At 69.1% G+C, this 16349-nt stretch carries 11 protein-coding genes; 5 read left to right on the forward strand and 6 right to left on the reverse strand.

Going from position 1 to position 16349, the window contains the following annotated elements; genetic code table 11:
• The first annotated feature begins 55 nt into the window (after positions 1-55).
• The 3 genes from AB0G10_RS40185 to AB0G10_RS40195 all read left to right on the forward strand — a co-directional run bounded on the left by AB0G10_RS40185 (position 56) and on the right by AB0G10_RS40195 (position 3419).
• Positions 56-1156, forward strand: coding sequence for a M14 family zinc carboxypeptidase (locus tag AB0G10_RS40185; protein ID WP_360934724.1), 1101 nt, complete (start codon positions 56-58; stop codon positions 1154-1156).
• 82 nt (positions 1157-1238) lie between these two features.
• Complete coding sequence (locus AB0G10_RS40190) at positions 1239-1625, forward strand: DUF6394 family protein (RefSeq protein ID WP_360934727.1); 387 nt, start codon at positions 1239-1241, stop codon at positions 1623-1625.
• Between the two features lie 9 nt (positions 1626-1634).
• Entirely contained in the window at positions 1635-3419 is a 1785-nt protein-coding gene (locus AB0G10_RS40195) for an NAD-binding protein (protein ID WP_360934730.1), read from the forward strand.
• Positions 3420-3928: 509 nt separating this feature from the next.
• On the opposite strand, the gene AB0G10_RS40200 is transcribed toward AB0G10_RS40195, so the two are convergent.
• Positions 3929-4510 carry a hypothetical protein gene (locus AB0G10_RS40200; protein ID WP_360934733.1) on the reverse strand — a complete coding sequence of 194 codons (582 nt, stop codon included), beginning with the start codon at positions 4508-4510 and terminating at the stop codon, positions 3929-3931.
• Between the two features lie 169 nt (positions 4511-4679).
• On the opposite strand from AB0G10_RS40200, the gene AB0G10_RS40205 reads away from it, so the two are divergent.
• Positions 4680-6782 (forward strand): AIPR family protein, encoded by a 2103-nt coding sequence (locus tag AB0G10_RS40205; protein ID WP_360934736.1) that lies wholly within the window; start codon positions 4680-4682, stop codon positions 6780-6782.
• A gap of 689 nt (positions 6783-7471) precedes the next feature.
• Here the strand turns inward: AB0G10_RS40205 and AB0G10_RS40210 are convergent.
• A complete protein-coding gene (locus tag AB0G10_RS40210; protein ID WP_360934739.1) occupies positions 7472-9241 on the reverse strand; it encodes a CocE/NonD family hydrolase in 1770 nt (589 codons plus the stop codon).
• A 56-nt stretch (positions 9242-9297) separates the two neighbouring features.
• Here AB0G10_RS40210 and AB0G10_RS40215 point away from each other — a divergent pair, with 56 nt between their 5' ends.
• Positions 9298-11295, forward strand: coding sequence for a M6 family metalloprotease domain-containing protein (locus AB0G10_RS40215; RefSeq protein ID WP_360934741.1), 1998 nt, complete (start codon positions 9298-9300; stop codon positions 11293-11295).
• An 18-nt stretch (positions 11296-11313) separates the two neighbouring features.
• On the opposite strand, the gene AB0G10_RS40220 is transcribed toward AB0G10_RS40215, so the two are convergent.
• The 4 genes from AB0G10_RS40220 to AB0G10_RS40235 form a co-directional block, all read right to left on the reverse strand.
• Positions 11314-12426 (reverse strand): hypothetical protein, encoded by a 1113-nt coding sequence (locus AB0G10_RS40220; protein ID WP_360934744.1) that lies wholly within the window; start codon positions 12424-12426, stop codon positions 11314-11316.
• Positions 12426-12923 (reverse strand): SigE family RNA polymerase sigma factor, encoded by a 498-nt coding sequence (locus AB0G10_RS40225; RefSeq protein WP_360934747.1) that lies wholly within the window; start codon positions 12921-12923, stop codon positions 12426-12428. Before AB0G10_RS40225 ends, AB0G10_RS40220 begins: the two co-directional genes overlap by 1 nt.
• 75 nt (positions 12924-12998) lie before the next feature.
• Positions 12999-15578 (reverse strand): FtsX-like permease family protein, encoded by a 2580-nt coding sequence (locus AB0G10_RS40230; protein WP_360934750.1) that lies wholly within the window; start codon positions 15576-15578, stop codon positions 12999-13001.
• Entirely contained in the window at positions 15578-16342 is a 765-nt protein-coding gene (locus AB0G10_RS40235; RefSeq protein WP_360934753.1) for an ABC transporter ATP-binding protein, read from the reverse strand. The genes AB0G10_RS40230 and AB0G10_RS40235 overlap by 1 nt, the downstream gene beginning before the upstream one ends.
• Positions 16343-16349 lie beyond the last annotated feature (7 nt).

Genomic DNA, 16349 nt, shown 5'->3' on the forward strand with positions numbered 1-16349 from the left:
CGGACGACCGTAGGGTGAACGTCATATATCGGCGCATCTCGATGAAGGGGAACCGATGAGGATCTTCGCCACAGCTCTGGCCGCTCTGATCGGCACCGCGCTGGCCGCCACCCCGGCCCAAGCGGGTCCGGCATCATCCGACCGGCTCCCCTCTTCGACCGGGCAGTCCGCGCCCGCCGCGGAGCAGCTCGCGGCACCCTCCGCCGCGCAGCTCTCGGCGCTGGCGCCGGCCCGGCTCATCCCGGCTCAGCCCAGCCCCGACGACGTACGCCGCGCGCTCGCCCGGATCGCCCGCGACAGCGACGGCCGGGTCCGGCTGGGCGTCATCGGGCGCAGCAACGATGGCCGGGCCTTGCGGCTCGCCTCGGTCGGGCATGGACGCACCCGGCTGCTCTACGTGACCCAGCAGCACGGTGACGAGCCGCTCGGCACCCCCGCCGCGGTCCGCGCCCTGTGGGCGCTCGGCGTACCCGACACCGCCTGGCACCGCTGGCTGCGCGGCCGGGTGACGATCGACGTGGTGGTGCAGGCCAACCCCGACGGCGCGGTACGCGACCAGCGCTACAACCACGACCCGAGCGCCACCGGCGACTACGCGGAGCCCGGCGTCGGCTACGACATCAACCGCTTCCACAACCCGCTCACCCCGATCGCGGACAACCCCGTGCCCGAGTCCCGCGCCATCCTGCGACACTGGCACGCCACCCACCCGCGGATCGTCGTCGACTATCACATGCAGGGCCGCTACCTGCAGCCCGACGGCCAGGAGACGACCGCGTCGATCCTCTGGCCGACCAGCCCGCTGGCCGAGGACCCGGCGGTCACCTCGGGCCGGCAGCTGGCGGTGCGGAACTACGACGCGATGACGCTGCTGGCCCGCGCCAACGTGACCCGCTATCCGGGCGGTGACTACGAGGGCATCGCGCGCAACGCGTACGGGATCCTCGGCAGCGCGTCGCTGCTGGTGGAACTCTCCGCCCTGCCCGCGGCACAGACCGATTTCCAGATACGCACCGCGTTCGTTTCCATGATCGCCACCGCGCAGGGCGCGGCGGACGGCTCGCTGTGGCGCGTCGACCCGGCTCGGGCCGATGTGATCCCGGAGCGGGGTTCCGCACTGCCGCAGGCCGCGACCGATCACCAGGACGCAGCCTGAAGGCGCTCCGCACCCGCACCCAGGCCGTTCATCCTGCGATTTTGCCGGGGTGATGCGGCACACTGACCGGCAGGGGGTGCCGATGAGTCTGGAAAAGGTGATCTTCGGGTTCTTCGTGCTGCTCGCGGCGACGCTGAACTTCGGCTTCTTCATCGGTGACCTCGCCGATCCGAAGCTGCACAACGAGTACGAACTGTTCGCCGCCGTCGTGGTGAACCTGATCGCGACCGTGCTGAAGTTCGGCGACCGCACCCAGATCGGCGCCGTGCACCTGGCCACCAGCCTGGTCGCCGACCTGCAGCTGATCGCGGCCACCCTGGCCTGGACCTGGGCGACACAGGTTTCGGCGGACGGCCTGGACGGCGAGTCGATGGCCGCCGTGGTGTCGCTGTCCGGCGGCGCCCTGCTGGCCAACATCGTCTCGGTTGTCCTGCTGGTCATCGAGACCGTCTCCTTCCAGCGGCGCTGAGCGGCAGCCGTGCCCGGATCACGACGGTGGTGGCGGCCCGGCCGCGACGAGCAGCGGCCCCGCGAGGCGCGCCGCTGGACGCGGATCGCCGTCGCCGTGCAGGGTCCGCCCACCGTTTTCCTGATCCTGCGCCGGATGCGGGCACCGCTGATCGTTCTGATCAGCATCTTCGCGGTCAGCGTTCTGGGCCTGACGCTGATTCCGGGTCGTGACGACGCCGGGCAGCCGACCCGGATGGGGTTCTTCGACGCGTTCTACTTCATGAGCTACACGGCCACGACCATCGGGTACGGCGAGATCCCGCACGCGTTCACCGGCGCCCAGCGACTGTGGGTGACGGCGGCCATCTATCTCACCGTCATCGGATGGGCCTACGCGATCGGCTCGCTGCTGACGCTGCTGCAGGACCGCGCGTTCCGGCAGGCGCTCGCGCTGCAGCGTTTCACGCGTACGGTCGCCCGGCTCCGCGAGCCTTTCCTGCTGATCGCCGGGTACGGGCAGACCGGCCGGCTGCTGGGCCGCGAACTCGACGCGCTCGGTCGCCGGCTCGTGGTGATCGACACCGACGCGGAACGGGTGGACGCGCTCGACATCGACGCCTACCGCTCCGACGTGCCGGGGCTGGCCGGTGACGCCCGCAACCCGCAGACGATGGAGCACGCCGGGCTCGGCCACCCGTACTGCGAAGGGGTGCTGGCCCTGACCGACGACGACGAGGTGAACCTGGCGGTCACGATGACGGCCGCTCTGGTGCGCCCGGACCTGCCGGTGATCGCCCGCACGGTGTCGCCGGCCGTCGAGCACCGGATGGCCGCGTTCGGTTCACCCACGGTGGTCAACCCGTTCGACCGGTACGGAGATCATCTACGGCTCGCCCTGCGCGCGCCGGCGTCGTACCAGTTGATGGCGTGGCTGGAGAGCGGGCCGGGCGCCGCACTGCCGGAGCGGGCCCAGCCGCCGCGGGCCGGGCGCTGGGTGCTGTGCGGCTACGGCCGGTTCGGCCGGGAGCTCACCGAGGACCTGCACGCCGAGGGCCTCACCGTCACCGCGATCGACATCCAGGCTGTCGCCTGCGCCGAGCCGTGGGTCATCCCCGGCGACGGGTCCGAGCCACAGGTCATGGCCGCCGCCGACCTGGCGCACGCTGTCGGCTTCGTGGCCGGCACGGACAACGACACCACCAACCTGTCGCTGGTCGCCGCCGCCCGCCACATCAACCCCGGCCTGTTCGTCGCGTCCCGGCAGAACCGGCCGGAGACGGCGCCGCTGTTCGCCGCCATGCGGATCGACTCCCTGCTGGTGCCGGCCGAGGTGGTCGCGCACGAGATCTACGCGCAGCTGAGCACCCCTCTGCTGTGGCGCTTCCTGCGGGAGATGCCGGCCCTCGGCGACGAATGGGCCCGGACCATGGTGGAGCGCCTGCAGCGGCACTGCGGGCGCCGTCTGCCCGGGCTGTGGCGCACGACGCTGGACGCGAGCGAGACCCCGGCACTCGCCCGCCGGCTACGCGAGGGGCGGGCGACACTCGGCGATCTCCTGCGCCGTCCCGTTGACCGGGAGCAGCGCCTCGACATCGTCCCGCTGCTGATCCTGCGGGACGGACAGGTGACGCTCGGGCCCGCCGACGACCACGTGCTGCAGGCCGGCGACCAGCTCCTGCTCGCCGGGCAGCCGCCGGAACAGCGGGCGCTGACGGACACGCTGACCATCGATTCGGTGAGCCGATACGTCTTGTACGGTCAGCGTGTGCCGTCGAGCTGGATCTGGCGGCGCCTGACCCGCTCGAACCCTTAGGGCTCGCTTCAGCTGCGGCAAGAGCCGGCTACGAACATGCGATTTCCCGGCCTGATCTGTAGTAGTTCCGGTTGCTACGAGCACCGACAAATATCCCGCGCGATTCTCGAGGGCGCTGAGATCGTCGAGGCCGACTCTTCGGGCGTCCAGTCTTGACGATCCCGCCCACCACGTCGCGGTAGACCAAGCCGGTGACGCCGGTGGACCGCCGACGGCGTCGACGAGCTTGAGGAAATGGTCTCGCCCTTGCCGACCGTCGCGATGTCCCGGCCGGCGTCAAGGGTCTGCACCGGCTCGCTGGTCGTGACTCAGGGCGGCCCAGTGCTTCGGCCGCCTGTCCATTGTCGGCGGTAACTACCGTGATCTAGTGCCGGGAGCAAGCCGCTCCGACCGACGCAGCTTCAGGGGACGATCTACTTCAAACGGCCGGTTTCTTCCGGGCGTTCGGCAGCGCACCCGCCGCTTGACGTCTCCGGTCGCGACAGCCCGAGAGAGCATGCCGGTCCTACTCACTCGCGTGGCGGCAATCCCGCTCGCACGGCGTCGGCAAGAGCAGCACGCTGAGGCGCCCGGAGGCCCCTAGCTCCAGTAAGCCGATCCAACGCTTCATGCGGAGGAAGGCTGCGCAAGCCCACATATCGATCGATCGGCACGTCGCTCCACGTATGGCTGTCACTGCGGATCTGGATGTGTGGATCAGCGCGAAGCGCCGCCCTCGATGCCGCATAGCTGGTGGCGGCGTGGCCCTCAGATACACCAGCTACGACGACGCGCCTGAGCAACATCATCTTGGTGATTTTGCGGCTGTCACGGATGAACTCGGTGAACACATGGACTGGATCGGAGTCGAACACCTCGACGACGGAACCAGGATCCAAGAGCCACTGCGCACATACCGTGTCGTCACTGGCATAGCCGACGGTCTGGTCGCTTGGTCTGATTCGTTCCTCGCTGCCGCCATCCCAGCGCACCGCGATAGATGAAGCAGCTGATTTACCGCGCTGGACGACTATTCCACGCTGCGGAAGCTCTCCTGGAAGCACTCTGACGGCGATCTCTTGACTTCCCACGGTGTGCACCGTAACCGCCATCCAAATATCAAATCAAGCATCGGTCTAGATCGAACAAGATTCAGTTATCACGCAGTTACGCAAAACACTGGAACATGGACGAAAGAGGCAATCTCGCCACGATACCCTTCTCCGATATCGCGGCTCGGAAGACATTCGTATAACGTGTCCCCGAGAAGGGGGTCCCCAGGTGAACAAGATTCATGTGCGTCACGTTCGGCAAGTGTTGATGAAGCGATTCACCGGCCTGATCGACCTCGACGACCTCTCCAACCGGCCCGAGAAAGACCGGCAGCAGTCATTCCTTTCCCGCGCCTTGGCGGCTCAGGCAATCCAGCATCTTGCCGGCGTCGACGTAAAACGCGCCGCTAGATCAGTGATCGACGGATTTGACGACAATGGAATCGACGCAATTCTGGCGGAAGGTGACCCGCCACAGGTTTGGCTCGTTCAAGCCAAGTGGAGCGATGAAGGACGGGCAGCCCTCGCGCTCGGCGACCCCGGCAAAATGCGCATAGGACTCGATTGCCTGGTCAACGGCGAGTTCGAGAAGTTCAACAGCAAATTCCAACCACTAGCCGGCGAGGTCAACGCAGCAATCGATACAGCGGGCGTGAAGATCACACTAGTCGTGGCTCAGATGGGGTCGAGTCTGCTATCCCGGCGTGTGCAGGACGCATTTGATCGGATATTGTCCGGATACAACCAGGCAGATGCCGAGGAGATGGTGTCCCTAGAGGTTGTCGGACTACCGGAGTTCTACGACATCGCCCGAGCAGGCGGCGACGAGCCGCGCATCGATCTTGCCGTGAGACTCGACAACCCCAGTTTTGTCGCCCAGCCATACATGGCCTACCAAGGCACTCTCGGCGCGGAGGTCGTGTCCGGATGGCATCGGAGACACGGGCAACGGCTCTTCGAGCACAACATTCGCAAATCACTCGGCGTGACGAATGTCAACAAAGAACTAATCCGCACGGTTTTAAATGAACCGCAGCATTTTCTTTATTTCAATAACGGCATAACAGTGTTGTGCGACTCGATCCAGAAGAGCGCGAAGTGGGCCGGAGGACATGGAACGCCGTTCGATCTAACTCTTCGCGGCGCGACTGTAGTCAACGGCGCACAGACGGTCGCGTGCATGCACGAGGCCATGCAGTTGAATCCGGAGGTTGCCAGCAATGCCCGAGTCTGGGTGAAGCTCATATCCCTCGAGGACTGCCCGGACGGGTTCGCTTATCAAGTGACCCAAGCAACCAACACGCAAAATGCCATGAAACTGCGTGACCATTTCTCCATGGATGCAACGCAGATCCGGCTACGCGATGAGTTCTCCGTCTTCCTGGATATGACGTATGCGATCAAGCGTGGCGACATCGACCCCGCTCCCGCCTCGGGTTGCACCCTCATGGAAGCGGCCATCGCGCTCGCCTGCACACACCGAAGCGCAGAATACGCCGTACGCGCGCGAAATGGCAGCGAGGTACTCTTCGAGACCGGCGAACAAGGCGCCTACTCCATACTATTCAACCCCGATACCGACGTCCATCGGACCTGGCGGTCCGTCCTACTACTGCGGGCTTGCGGTGAACTTCGGGACGGGCTTCGTGGAGAACTGTCAGGCCGGGCCGCGCAGGTATTGATGCAAGGCGACCTGCTGGTTACACACATCCTGGCCCGCATTATCGGGCAACGGACGCTCAGCGATGCCGAGCGGAACTGGGACGACGTCATGAAGACTGTGCCTGGCCTGGCAAATGAGGTATTCCTTCGCCTCGTGGCCGCAATCGACGAGCTATATCGCCGGACGCCAGTGCACACGTTGTTCAAGAACAAGGAACGCGCGACAGCCCTGGCCGACAGGATCACGCGAGAGTGCCGCCAGGCGCTGCCAGTACCCGAACTGGCGGTCGACTATCGAGCAGCCCGTACTGAGCCTAGGATCAACGCCGTCGCCGTGATCGTGGACCGCTCCCTGATCGCAGAAGGAACGATTCTTGAATTTAGGCCAGGGACAGCGCCGCAGAGAAGCAAATTCGCGTCATGGCTCGCTCAGGAACCACGGCGCGGGCGTGCCACCTGGACGAACGATCGAGCCAAGCCGCTGATCTGGGAATTCGACCGCGAGCAGTACTCACCGGACGGCCTGGTCCAACATATGACGTCGCAGATCACGGGCAAGCCCTCCGGGGCGCGGCAAGGGGTCCGCCGCTGGTATCTGGCCCGCCAGGGCTGCCTGGCCGACATCGCAGAGACCGCCCTGGTTGACGAGACTGAACGCCCCGAGCTGTAGGCGCTCAGCCAACACGTCGTCGCTGCTGCACAGACGCGGAGAGTAGTCACGGGTTTTAATGATCAGTGTCGCTGCTGACCGAACCTGTACGACCAGTAGCAGCGACGGCGATTCATGACCCCGCGTCTGCTGCCGGGCAGTGCTCGTAGCGGCACCCTGACGGTTCTCGGCGTCCCAGGTACTCATGGTCACTACTCCCTGATTGCTCCGTCTACGAGACTCAACACCGGTCCTGACACGTCTGCGTGCCGAGACCAGTAATGATTAGCACTTTGGAGCCTTGACCAGCCGTCCATGCTGCGGGATCCACGTCCGCAATCACAGATGGGCGCCCGCAGACCGCGTCCGGCGGGCATGCCCGAGCCCTCTGGACGGACCTCCACCTGCCCACACAGTCCAAGACGTCGCGCAGTCCCGACCAGGCTCAGTAAGGCGGACTCGCCCTCCGATTGCTGCCAGGTCCCGGCCTGCGTCCAAGGTCTACGTTGCCGGCCTCGCGGATGCGCCCGCCGTCTCCTCCACCGACTCGCCGGAGCGGACCTCGTCGCGGGTGGACGTCTTGTGCTCGCCGAGCAGCACGTTGAAGCCGTACGCAGCACCAGGACGAGGTCAGGGTCACCCGTGGCGCGATCTTGTTGGCTACCTGCCCGGCCGATCGAGCGGCCGGGCAGGTCACGGATGGTGGGTCGTCAGGGGCGGTGGCGCAGGGCGAGCGTGAAGGTTCCCTCGCCGACGTCGGTGAGGGTGCGGGTGTACTGCCTCAGGTAGGTGTCGAGGAACGGCGACCGGTCACCCTGAGTCGGCACGTCGAGCCGCGGGTTCTGCAGCGCGAGCTTGAGCCGCGCGCGGGTGATCGCGATCGTGTTGCCGCTCGGGGTGTCGCGCCAGCTGCCGCTGCCGATGGTCCCGATCTGCACACCCAGCTGGTGGCCCGCCTCGAGGGTCCAGTCGGTGGATTTCAGGTCGAACGCGACGCGGCCCGCCCGTTCGATCAGCGCCACGTTCTCGTCGAACATCACGCCGGTCCCGTCCGGGGCGACGTCCCACAGCCGCACCATGACGTTGCCCGGCGCGCTCGCGTGCAACGTGATCCGCGGGGTGGCGGTGATCCGCAGCCGCGATGCGACCGGTGTCGACCAGGTGAAATAGCTGGGTTCCGGCGCCAGGCTCTTCAAGGCGGGCGGAGCGGGATCCGTGTAGTGCTCCATGTCCCACTCCTGACCGGCGGGCGCGGCCAGTGCCGAGGGAACGCCGTCGTCGACGTACTGCCCGTCGGCCAGGGGTGCGCTGGTGACCGAGGACGGCGTCGGCCACGTCGGCTGGGCGCGCCACGCTCCGGTGTTGTCCTCGATGGCGTACGCCGGGTCGTGCACCGCCGGCCGGGCGCCCCGCAGGTAGCGGTCGTAGAAGCGCATGACCTCGTCGAAGAATCCGGCGCGGCCCATGAGCAGCTGACCCTGATCGTTGGTCTCGTTGCCGCGGACGTGCTCCCACTGCCCCAGCCAGCCGCGCTCGACGCCGTGGTGGTTGTCCAGGAACTCCTCCATGTCCTCGGGCTTGGTGTTGTTCTCGATGAAGCCCTGCGTGACGAAGAGCGGGGTGTTCGTGCCCCTGGCCTGGGCCGCCAGGTTGCGGGCGCGCCAGTAGGGCGAGCCGGCATCGGGATTGTTGTTGTTGGTGAGGTTGTCGGAGAGGCATTCGGGGTGGCTCTGCTCGTACGCCGCGTTGGCCCGGTAGCGGGCGGTGTCGTCGGGGAGCTGCGGCATCGTGGCGATGCTGTTGTAGGCGTTCGGGGTGCCGGTCACGTTGGGGCGGGGAACCCCGTTGCTGAACAGGTAGTTGTACATGTCCCACACCGGCTCCTGGGCCACGACCGCCTTCAGGGCCGGCAGGCGCAGATTGTTGCCGACGAGCCCGGTGACGGCGTCGTACGACTTGCCGTACATGCCCACCTTGCCGGTGGACCACGGCCGGCTCGCCGCCCACTGGATCGCGGCCTTGACGTCGGCCTGCTCGCCCGGCCCCACCCAGTCGAGGCAGCCGGTGCTCCCGCCGAAGCCGCGCAGGTCGACCATGACGTAGGTGTAGCCCCGGGCGAAGAGGCCGGTGCCGCTGGTGAAGTCCGCGAACCGGTTGGACGGGCCGGTCTGTTCCCATCCCTCCGGCCCGGTCTGGCCCGCGTGGCTGAAGTACGAGCCGACGGCGAGGATCACCGGCGTCCGGGCGTGGGACGGCAGGTGGGCCGGCCGCAGCACGTCGGCGTGGAGCTCGACGCCGCTGCCGTCGGCGGACGGGAAGTAGGCTTCCGTCCACACCGCGCCCTCGGGCACGCGGGGGTTCTCCTCGTGGGTGACGCCCGGTGGGGAGACAGCGGCGGCGTCCGCCGGGCCACCCACCCCGAGAGCGCCGACCAGGATCAGCGCGCCGGCGGCGACAGCTGCCCTTCTCCGTGGACTCATCCGACCTCCAAGGATCGTCGATTGATTGCTGTCGATAAGTTTGCCAGGATGGCGCCATGACGACAGGGCGACGGTTGTTCTCGGCACTGTCGGTGGCGGCCCTCGTGGTGGCCGGCGCCCTCAACGCGCTGCCGGCGGCGGCGGCGCCACCGGCCGGGGATCCGGACACGCCGTGGCGCATGCGCCACTGGCCGCAGACCCAGCCCTGGCAGGTCGACGAGGCGGCCACCCTCGGCGGCCCGGCCGGCGCGCCGCAGCCGATCGACCCGCAGCGGTACGAACTACCGGACACGATGACCTGGGACGACTACCGGCCCGTGCCGGGCACCGACTGGGCCGACCCGGCGGTGCGCGGCTCGGAACGCACCTTCAACGGGGCGCTGGTGCTGGTGGACTACGCGAACCAGCCGTTCGTCGTCACCCAACCGGCGAACTCGACGATCTACGGGAATCCTTCCGGCGTACAGAATCTTGATCGTTCTGAAGTTCCGGCGTTCTATCGCGACTTCCTGAACAAACCGGGGACGCTCAACCGCGGCCACACCATCCACGAGTACTGGATGGAGGACTCGAACGGGCGCTTCGGCATCGATCTGAGCGCGTTCGGCGTGTACCGGATGCCGCACGCGAGCCACGAGTACGGCATCGAGAACTCCATGCAGCGCGGCCAGGGTTGCCCGGCCGGCGACGTCTGCGGGCGTGACCCGCGCGCCGCCTGGATCGCCGCGGTCGGCGAGCAGGAGGCGGCCTCGTACGATTTCGTCTTCTTCCTCTCGGCCGGCCAGGACGAATCGGCCACCTGGCAGGAGTTCGGCCCGATGAAGTTCACCACCAAGGAGGACGTGAGCGACGAGTTCGGCCCGCCGGACCCGGCGCTGCCGAACTGGAACGCGACCCGGTACGTCGAGTGGACCTCCTGGCAGGCCTCGGCGAACATCTGGCCGAACGCCACCCAGGGCAGCTCACTGCAGGCGGAGAGCTCGGGCATGTCGACGTACGCGCACGAGTTCAGCCACATCCTCGGCATCGGCGACAACTACAACAACCCGTACTCCGTACCGGCCCGCCGCGACTACAGCGGACCGTGGGAGATGCTGAGCCGCGGCACCTTCAACGGCCCCGGCGGACCGCACAGCCGGTGGCTGATCCCGGCGACCGCGGGCGCGTCGATGGGCGCCCAGCACATGCTGCGCAACAAGATGAAGCTCGGCATCGTCGACGACGACGCGGTGCTGAAGCTCTCCCGCGCGGCCCTGGCCGAGTCCGGCGTCGTGGTGACCCGGGTGACGGCGCGCGCGGTCGATCCCGGCCGTCGCGGGCTGGCCGGCATCAACGTCACCCTGGACGGCGGCGACCGCAGCCCCGCCTGCGACACCGCGACGGATCCGTACTGCGACGGCGGCGGATACGACAACTACACCCTCGAGGTCGTCGACCGGATGGGCTTCGACTCGTTCACCCCGGACTCCGGCGTGCTGCTGGCCAAGACGAAGAACGCGGACGCCGCGCCGTTCATCTGGACCGTCGACGCCAACCCGCAGGACATCGACAAGGTGGACTTCGTGCTGCCGGACGGCACGCCGCAGAAGATGACGATCGGGGACTACCGGCAGCTCTCCGACGCGCTGTTCCACGCCGGCACCGGATCGGGCAGCCTCTTCGAGTACGCGGACACGGCGAACCGGCTGCACTTCTACGTTCTGAACCGCGAGCGGGACCGGAAGGGCGTTCTTTCGTACGAGGTAGCGGTCCGCTCCCTCGACGGGGCCGGGCCGTCCGCCCGCGGCGTGAAGGCGTCGCCGGCCACCGCCCGCCGCGGGCCGTCCGGCTGGGCGCGGTGCACGATCCCGATCCGCAACACCGGCCGGGACGCCGACGTCTTCCGGATCTCCGCGCCCGGGGCGGTGCTGCCCCGGGCGGTCGTCGGGGTGGCAGGCCGGCAGCCGGCCGCGGTCGAGGTCTACGTCAAGGGCGCGTCGAAGGTGGCGGTCGAGCTCAGGTCGGAGAGCGACCCGGGCGCGACCGCCGTGACCTCCTGCACGGTGCGTCAGTGAGCGATCGACCGCGGCGGATCAGCCGGCCAGCGGCATCCACGTGCTCACATCGGCGCAGTCGGTGGCGGTGAGCTCCTCGGCCATCCGTACCGCGTCCTGCTTCGGGATCCGGGTCCGGTCGGCGATGTTCAGCTGGATGTGACAGCGGCCGGTGTCCACCACCACGATGCTGCCGCCGTCGACCGGCTCGAGCGCCCTGTTCGGCTCCTCCAGGTACCAGACGTCGTGTCCGCCGGCCTTCCGCGGCGTCGTCAGTTCCTTGTCGATCATTTCCCAGTCCCGGTCGCCCGCGGCGGCGCCGGCGTAGACGATCATCGCGGGACGGCCGGCCGGCCGGTCGTCGCCGTAGTCGTACGCCACCGTCGCGGCGCCGCTGAGCTGCCGCAGGTCGCGCACCTGCAGCCCGGCGACCCGCAAACCCGGGGCGAGCCAGCCGAATCGGTACGGCGCGGCGACCTGCCGGAGCGGATCCTGGATCCGTACGTTGCGCGCCACCTCGATCAGTTCTGCCCGCGTCGACGCCGTCAGGTGGCGCCGGAACAGCAGGACCCAGGCGCCGGACGTCTCCTGCCAGCCCAGCGCCGGCCCGGTCGACCCGGCCGGCGCGGAGACGCCGTCGAACGGGGTCATGTCCTCCTCGATCGGCAGGTCCGGCACGTACCACGCCTGCCGGTCGGCGACGGTCACCGGTGTGCCCGCGCGCAGGTTCGCCGGGTCGTAGGCGCCCGGGTCGAAGACCTCGAACCCGGCGCCCTGGTTGACGGTCAGTTCCTCCGGCCGTTCGGCGGTCAGCTCGGCCCGGTGAGAGACCAGACCGCTCTCCTCGCCGGGGACGCTCTGGCGCCACGGAACCACGAAGTCGGAGCCGGGCACCGTGGTGAGGGACAGTTGCGTCACGTCCCGGAACGGCGGCGCCTCGGCGGCCGGCGGCGCGGTGTCCTGGCGCAGGGCCAAGGGCACGGTCACGGCCGCCACGGCCACGGCGACCACGGTGGCGGCGCCCTGCAGGACCCGGCGGCGGCGCCGGATCCGGACGGCGCCGTCGCGGGCGCGCTCCACCATGCCGGTTCCGTCCGGCGCGGCCCCGGCGCGCTGTGCGAGTGACTGCTGAAGATCTTCGATCGTACGCATTACCGCACCTCTACAGGCTGAACGGCGGACGGTTTCAACTCGACGCGGAGGGCGGCCAGAGCCCGGCTCGCGTACGCGCGGACGGTGGTGGGCCGGCACTTGAGCACCTCGGCGATCTCCGGGTCGCTGAGTCCCTCGTAGTAGCGCAGCACGATCACCGCCCGCTGCTGCCGGGGCAGCCCGCCGAGCAGCAGCCACAACTCCTCGTCCGGCCGGCCCGATGCGGGCTCCGCGGCCGCGACGGTGTCCGGCACGTTCCCGCCCAGCGGCACGGTCGGTACCCGGCGCCGCCGGAGGAACGACAGGTACTCATTGGTCAGCATGGTGCGCACGTAGGCGTAGGGCTCGTCCAGCGCACCGATGCGCCGCCACTTCAGCAGCGCCTTCGTCAGCACGTCCTGCACCAGATCACCGGCCGATTCCCGATCACCGGACAGCAGCACCGCGTATCGCAGCAGCGCCGGCAACCGCGCCGCCGCGAACTCCTCGAACCGCACATGTCCCTCCCCCGTCGATGTGTCCCTCTCTGGAAACGCCACCTCGTCTCGATTTGTTGTGCGGATCCGACGGGCTCATTCGTACGCGATGGCCTCCAGCACGTTGAGCCGGGCCGCCCGCCAGGCCGGCCACAGCGCGGCGACGACCCCGGCCAGCGCCGCGATCAGGACGAAGACCGCGAGGCTGACCCAGGGCACCGAGATCGTGGTGAGGAAGTCGATGTCGATCAGGGCGGCGGACAGGGCGACGCCCAGCCCCAGCCCGACCACGATGCCGAGCAGGCAGCCGAACACGGCCATCACGACCGACTCGGTGCCGATCATGCGCACCACGCCGAACCGGCCGAGCCCGACCGCCCGCAGCATGCCCAGCTCCCGGGTCCGCTCGTAGATGCTCAGCAGCAGCGTGTTCAGGATGCCCAGCAGGGCGATCAGGATCGCCAGGCCGAGCAGCACGACGACGATCGTCAGGGCGATGTCGACGAACGAGTTGAACTGCTCGACGAGGCTGGACCGGTCGCCGACGGTCACCAGCGGGAAGTCCGACATGATCTGCTCGATGTCGCCGGTGACGGCCGTGGCGTCGGCGCCCTCGGCGAGGTCCACATAGCCCTGGCTGGCCAGCGGCCCGGCGAAGTCGTCCACCGCCGAGCGCGGCAGGAACAGCGTGCCGGCCAGGATCGGCGTGCTCTCGAACGTGCCGGCCAGCCGGTACTGCCGCTCGCCACCCCTGCTCAGCGCGATCGGCACCGGCTCGCCGACCTCCCAGCCGCGCGCCTCGGCGGTGTTCGCGTCGGTCACGAACTCGCCCTCGCCGAGCGCGCCGAGGTCGCCGTCGACCGGCGACATCCCGAACATGCCGGCCGCCACCGGAAAGTCCTGGTCGACGGCGCCGAGCGCCAGCGACTGGTTGGTCTGCCCCTCGATCTCGGCGTCGACGGTGACGAACAGCGACAGGGCCCGGTCCACCCCGGGCAGCTCGCGGACCTGCTGCATCGCCGCCGCCGAGAAGCCGGTCGCGCCGGTGGGCGGGCCCTGCGTCTGGTTGGTCTGCACGATGACGTCCGCGCCGATCGACGAGTTGACCTGCTGGTCGATCGTGGTCTTGAACGAGGCGCCGACCACGCTCGCCGCGCTGACCAGGGTGACGCCGATCATCAGGGCCGCCGCGGTGACCGCCGTACGCCGGGGGTTGCGCAGCGCGTTGCGGACGCCCAGCTTGCCGCTGGTCCCCCAGCCGACCACCCGGCCGATGAGCCCGGCCAGCGGCCGGGTGAGCAGCGGCGACAGCAGCGCCACCCCGAGGAAGATCAGCCCGACGCCGAGCAGCAGCGCGGGCAGCGTCAGGTCGCCCGCGCCGGTCAGACCGAAGCCCACCAGGGCGGCGCCCGGCACCGCCAGCGCGGCGCCCGCGATCGACAGCGTCCGCAGCGGCTTGTCCGGCCGGGCGACCTCGCGCATCGCCGCCAGCGGCGGCACCCTGGACGCCTTCACCGCGGGCACGAGCGCCGCGAGGACCGTGACGAGAACACCGACCGTGTACGCCAGGACGACCGGTGTCGCGCCGACGCGCACGCCACCGCCCGGCAGATCCACGTTCAGCAGGCCGGTCAGCAGGGCGCTGCCGGCGTACCCGAGGCCGATGCCGGCGAGCAGACCCAGGGTGGCGCCGACCAGCCCGACCAGGACGGCCTCCACCAGCACCGAGCCGGCCACCTGCGCCCAGCTCGCGCCCATGGCACGCATCAGCGCCAGCTCGCGGGCCCGCTGCGCGACCACGATGTTGAACGTGTTGAAGATCAGGAAGACGCCGACCAGCACCGCGACGATCGCGAACGGCCCGAAGAAGTACCTGCTGAGCTGCGACAGGCCCTCGTTGACGGCGTTCGCCTGCTCCTCGTTGGCCTGCTCCCCCGTCATGGCCCGGAACTCGGCCGGCACCAGCGGGGCCACCCGGTCGCGCAGCTCCTCCGGGGAGACGCCCTGCTCGGCGGCGAGGAACGCCCCGGAGTACAGCCCGGTCCGGCCGTAGAAGATCTGCTGGGCCTGCGCCTCCGGGAACAGCACGAGCGTCTCGCCGGCCAGCGAGTCCCGGTCGCCGCTGTACGTGACGACGCCGACCACCGTGAACTCCCGGGCCTCGTTGACCCGCGGCAGGTAGATCTTGAGCCGGTCACCGACGGCGGCATGCGTCTGCTCGGCGGTGAAGCGGCTGATCGCCGTCTCGCCGGCCTGTGCCGGCCACCGTCCCTCGGCGGCCCCGACCAGGGAGAACGGGTCGTCGCCGGTCACCCCGCCGCCGATCTGCGGCGCCCCGGAGGTGGTGACCGGGTCGCCGTCGCGTACGTCGAAGGGGATCACACCGAGAGCGCTCACGTCGCCCTGGACCGCCGCCGCGCCGGGGACCCGCAGCCGGTCCAGCTGCTCCCGGGTCAGCAGCGGCGGCTCACCGTCCCCGGCCGCGTCCTCGGTGGCGCCGACCTGGACGTCCACGTTCTGGTTGATGGTGGTGAACAGCTGCTCGAAACGGGCGCCGAGCGAGTCGGTGAGCACGAACGCCCCGGACAGGAAGCCGGTGCCCAGCAGGATCGCCACCAGAGCCAGGGTCAGCCGCAGCTTGCGGGAGAACAGTCCGCGCAGGCTGGCGCGCAGCATCAGCGGTCACCGTGAACCGTCGCGGCGGCGGGACTGTCCAGGCCCTTGAGCCTGTCGAGCACCGTCTCGGCGGTGGGGTCGCGCATCTCGTCGACGATCCGGCCGTCGGCCAGGAAGACGACGCGGTCGGCGTAGCTCGCCGCGTTCGGATCGTGGGTGACCATGACGATGGTCTGGCCGTGGTCGCGTACCGATCGGCGCAGGAAGCCGAGGACCTCGGCGCCGGAGCGGCTGTCCAGGTTGCCGGTGGGCTCGTCGGCGAAGACCACCTCGGGCCGGGCGACCAGGGCACGGGCGCAGGCCACCCGCTGCTGCTGTCCCCCGGAGAGCTGGGCCGGGCGGTGGCCGAGGCGGTCCCGCAGGTCGACCGTGTCGATGACGGTGTCGTACCACTGCCGGTCCGGCTTGCGGCCGGCGATGGACAGGGGCAGCAGGATGTTCTCGGCGGCGGTGAGCGTGGGCAGCAGGTTGAACTGCTGGAAGACGAAGCCGACCTTGTCGCGGCGCAGCCGGGTCAGGCCGGCGTCACCCAGCCCGGTGACCCGGGTGTCACCGATGTGCACCTCGCCGCGGCTGACCGAGTCCAGCCCGGCCAGGCAGTGCATCAGCGTCGACTTGCCGGACCCGGAGGGCCCCATGATGGCGGTGAAGCGGCTGCGCTCCAGCGCGACGTCCACCCCGCGCAGGGCGACGACCTGCGCCTCTCCGCTGCCGTATGTCTTGTACAGGTCGGTCGCGCGGACCGCCGCCTCCGTCACGTCCATTCGGCCC

It is taken from the genome of Actinoplanes sp. NPDC023714, assembly GCF_040639855.1.
Taxonomy (GTDB): domain Bacteria; phylum Actinomycetota; class Actinomycetes; order Mycobacteriales; family Micromonosporaceae; genus Actinoplanes.

Bases quoted from the DNA above. Each gene is read 5' to 3' on its own strand.
- AB0G10_RS40190 (WP_360934727.1), top strand. From the start codon at position 1,239: ATGAGTCTGGAAAAGGTGATCTTCGGGTTCTTCGTGCTGCTCGCGGCG.
- AB0G10_RS40215 (WP_360934741.1), top strand. From the start codon at position 9,298: ATGACGACAGGGCGACGGTTGTTCTCGGCACTGTCGGTGGCGGCCCTC.
- AB0G10_RS40235 (WP_360934753.1), bottom strand. From the start codon at position 16,342: ATGGACGTGACGGAGGCGGCGGTCCGCGCGACCGACCTGTACAAGACA.
- AB0G10_RS40210 (WP_360934739.1), bottom strand. From the start codon at position 9,241: ATGAGTCCACGGAGAAGGGCAGCTGTCGCCGCCGGCGCGCTGATCCTG.
- AB0G10_RS40200 (WP_360934733.1), bottom strand. From the start codon at position 4,510: ATGGCGGTTACGGTGCACACCGTGGGAAGTCAAGAGATCGCCGTCAGA.
- AB0G10_RS40185 (WP_360934724.1), top strand. From the start codon at position 56: ATGAGGATCTTCGCCACAGCTCTGGCCGCTCTGATCGGCACCGCGCTG.
- AB0G10_RS40220 (WP_360934744.1), bottom strand. From the start codon at position 12,426: ATGCGTACGATCGAAGATCTTCAGCAGTCACTCGCACAGCGCGCCGGG.
- AB0G10_RS40230 (WP_360934750.1), bottom strand. From the start codon at position 15,578: ATGCTGCGCGCCAGCCTGCGCGGACTGTTCTCCCGCAAGCTGCGGCTG.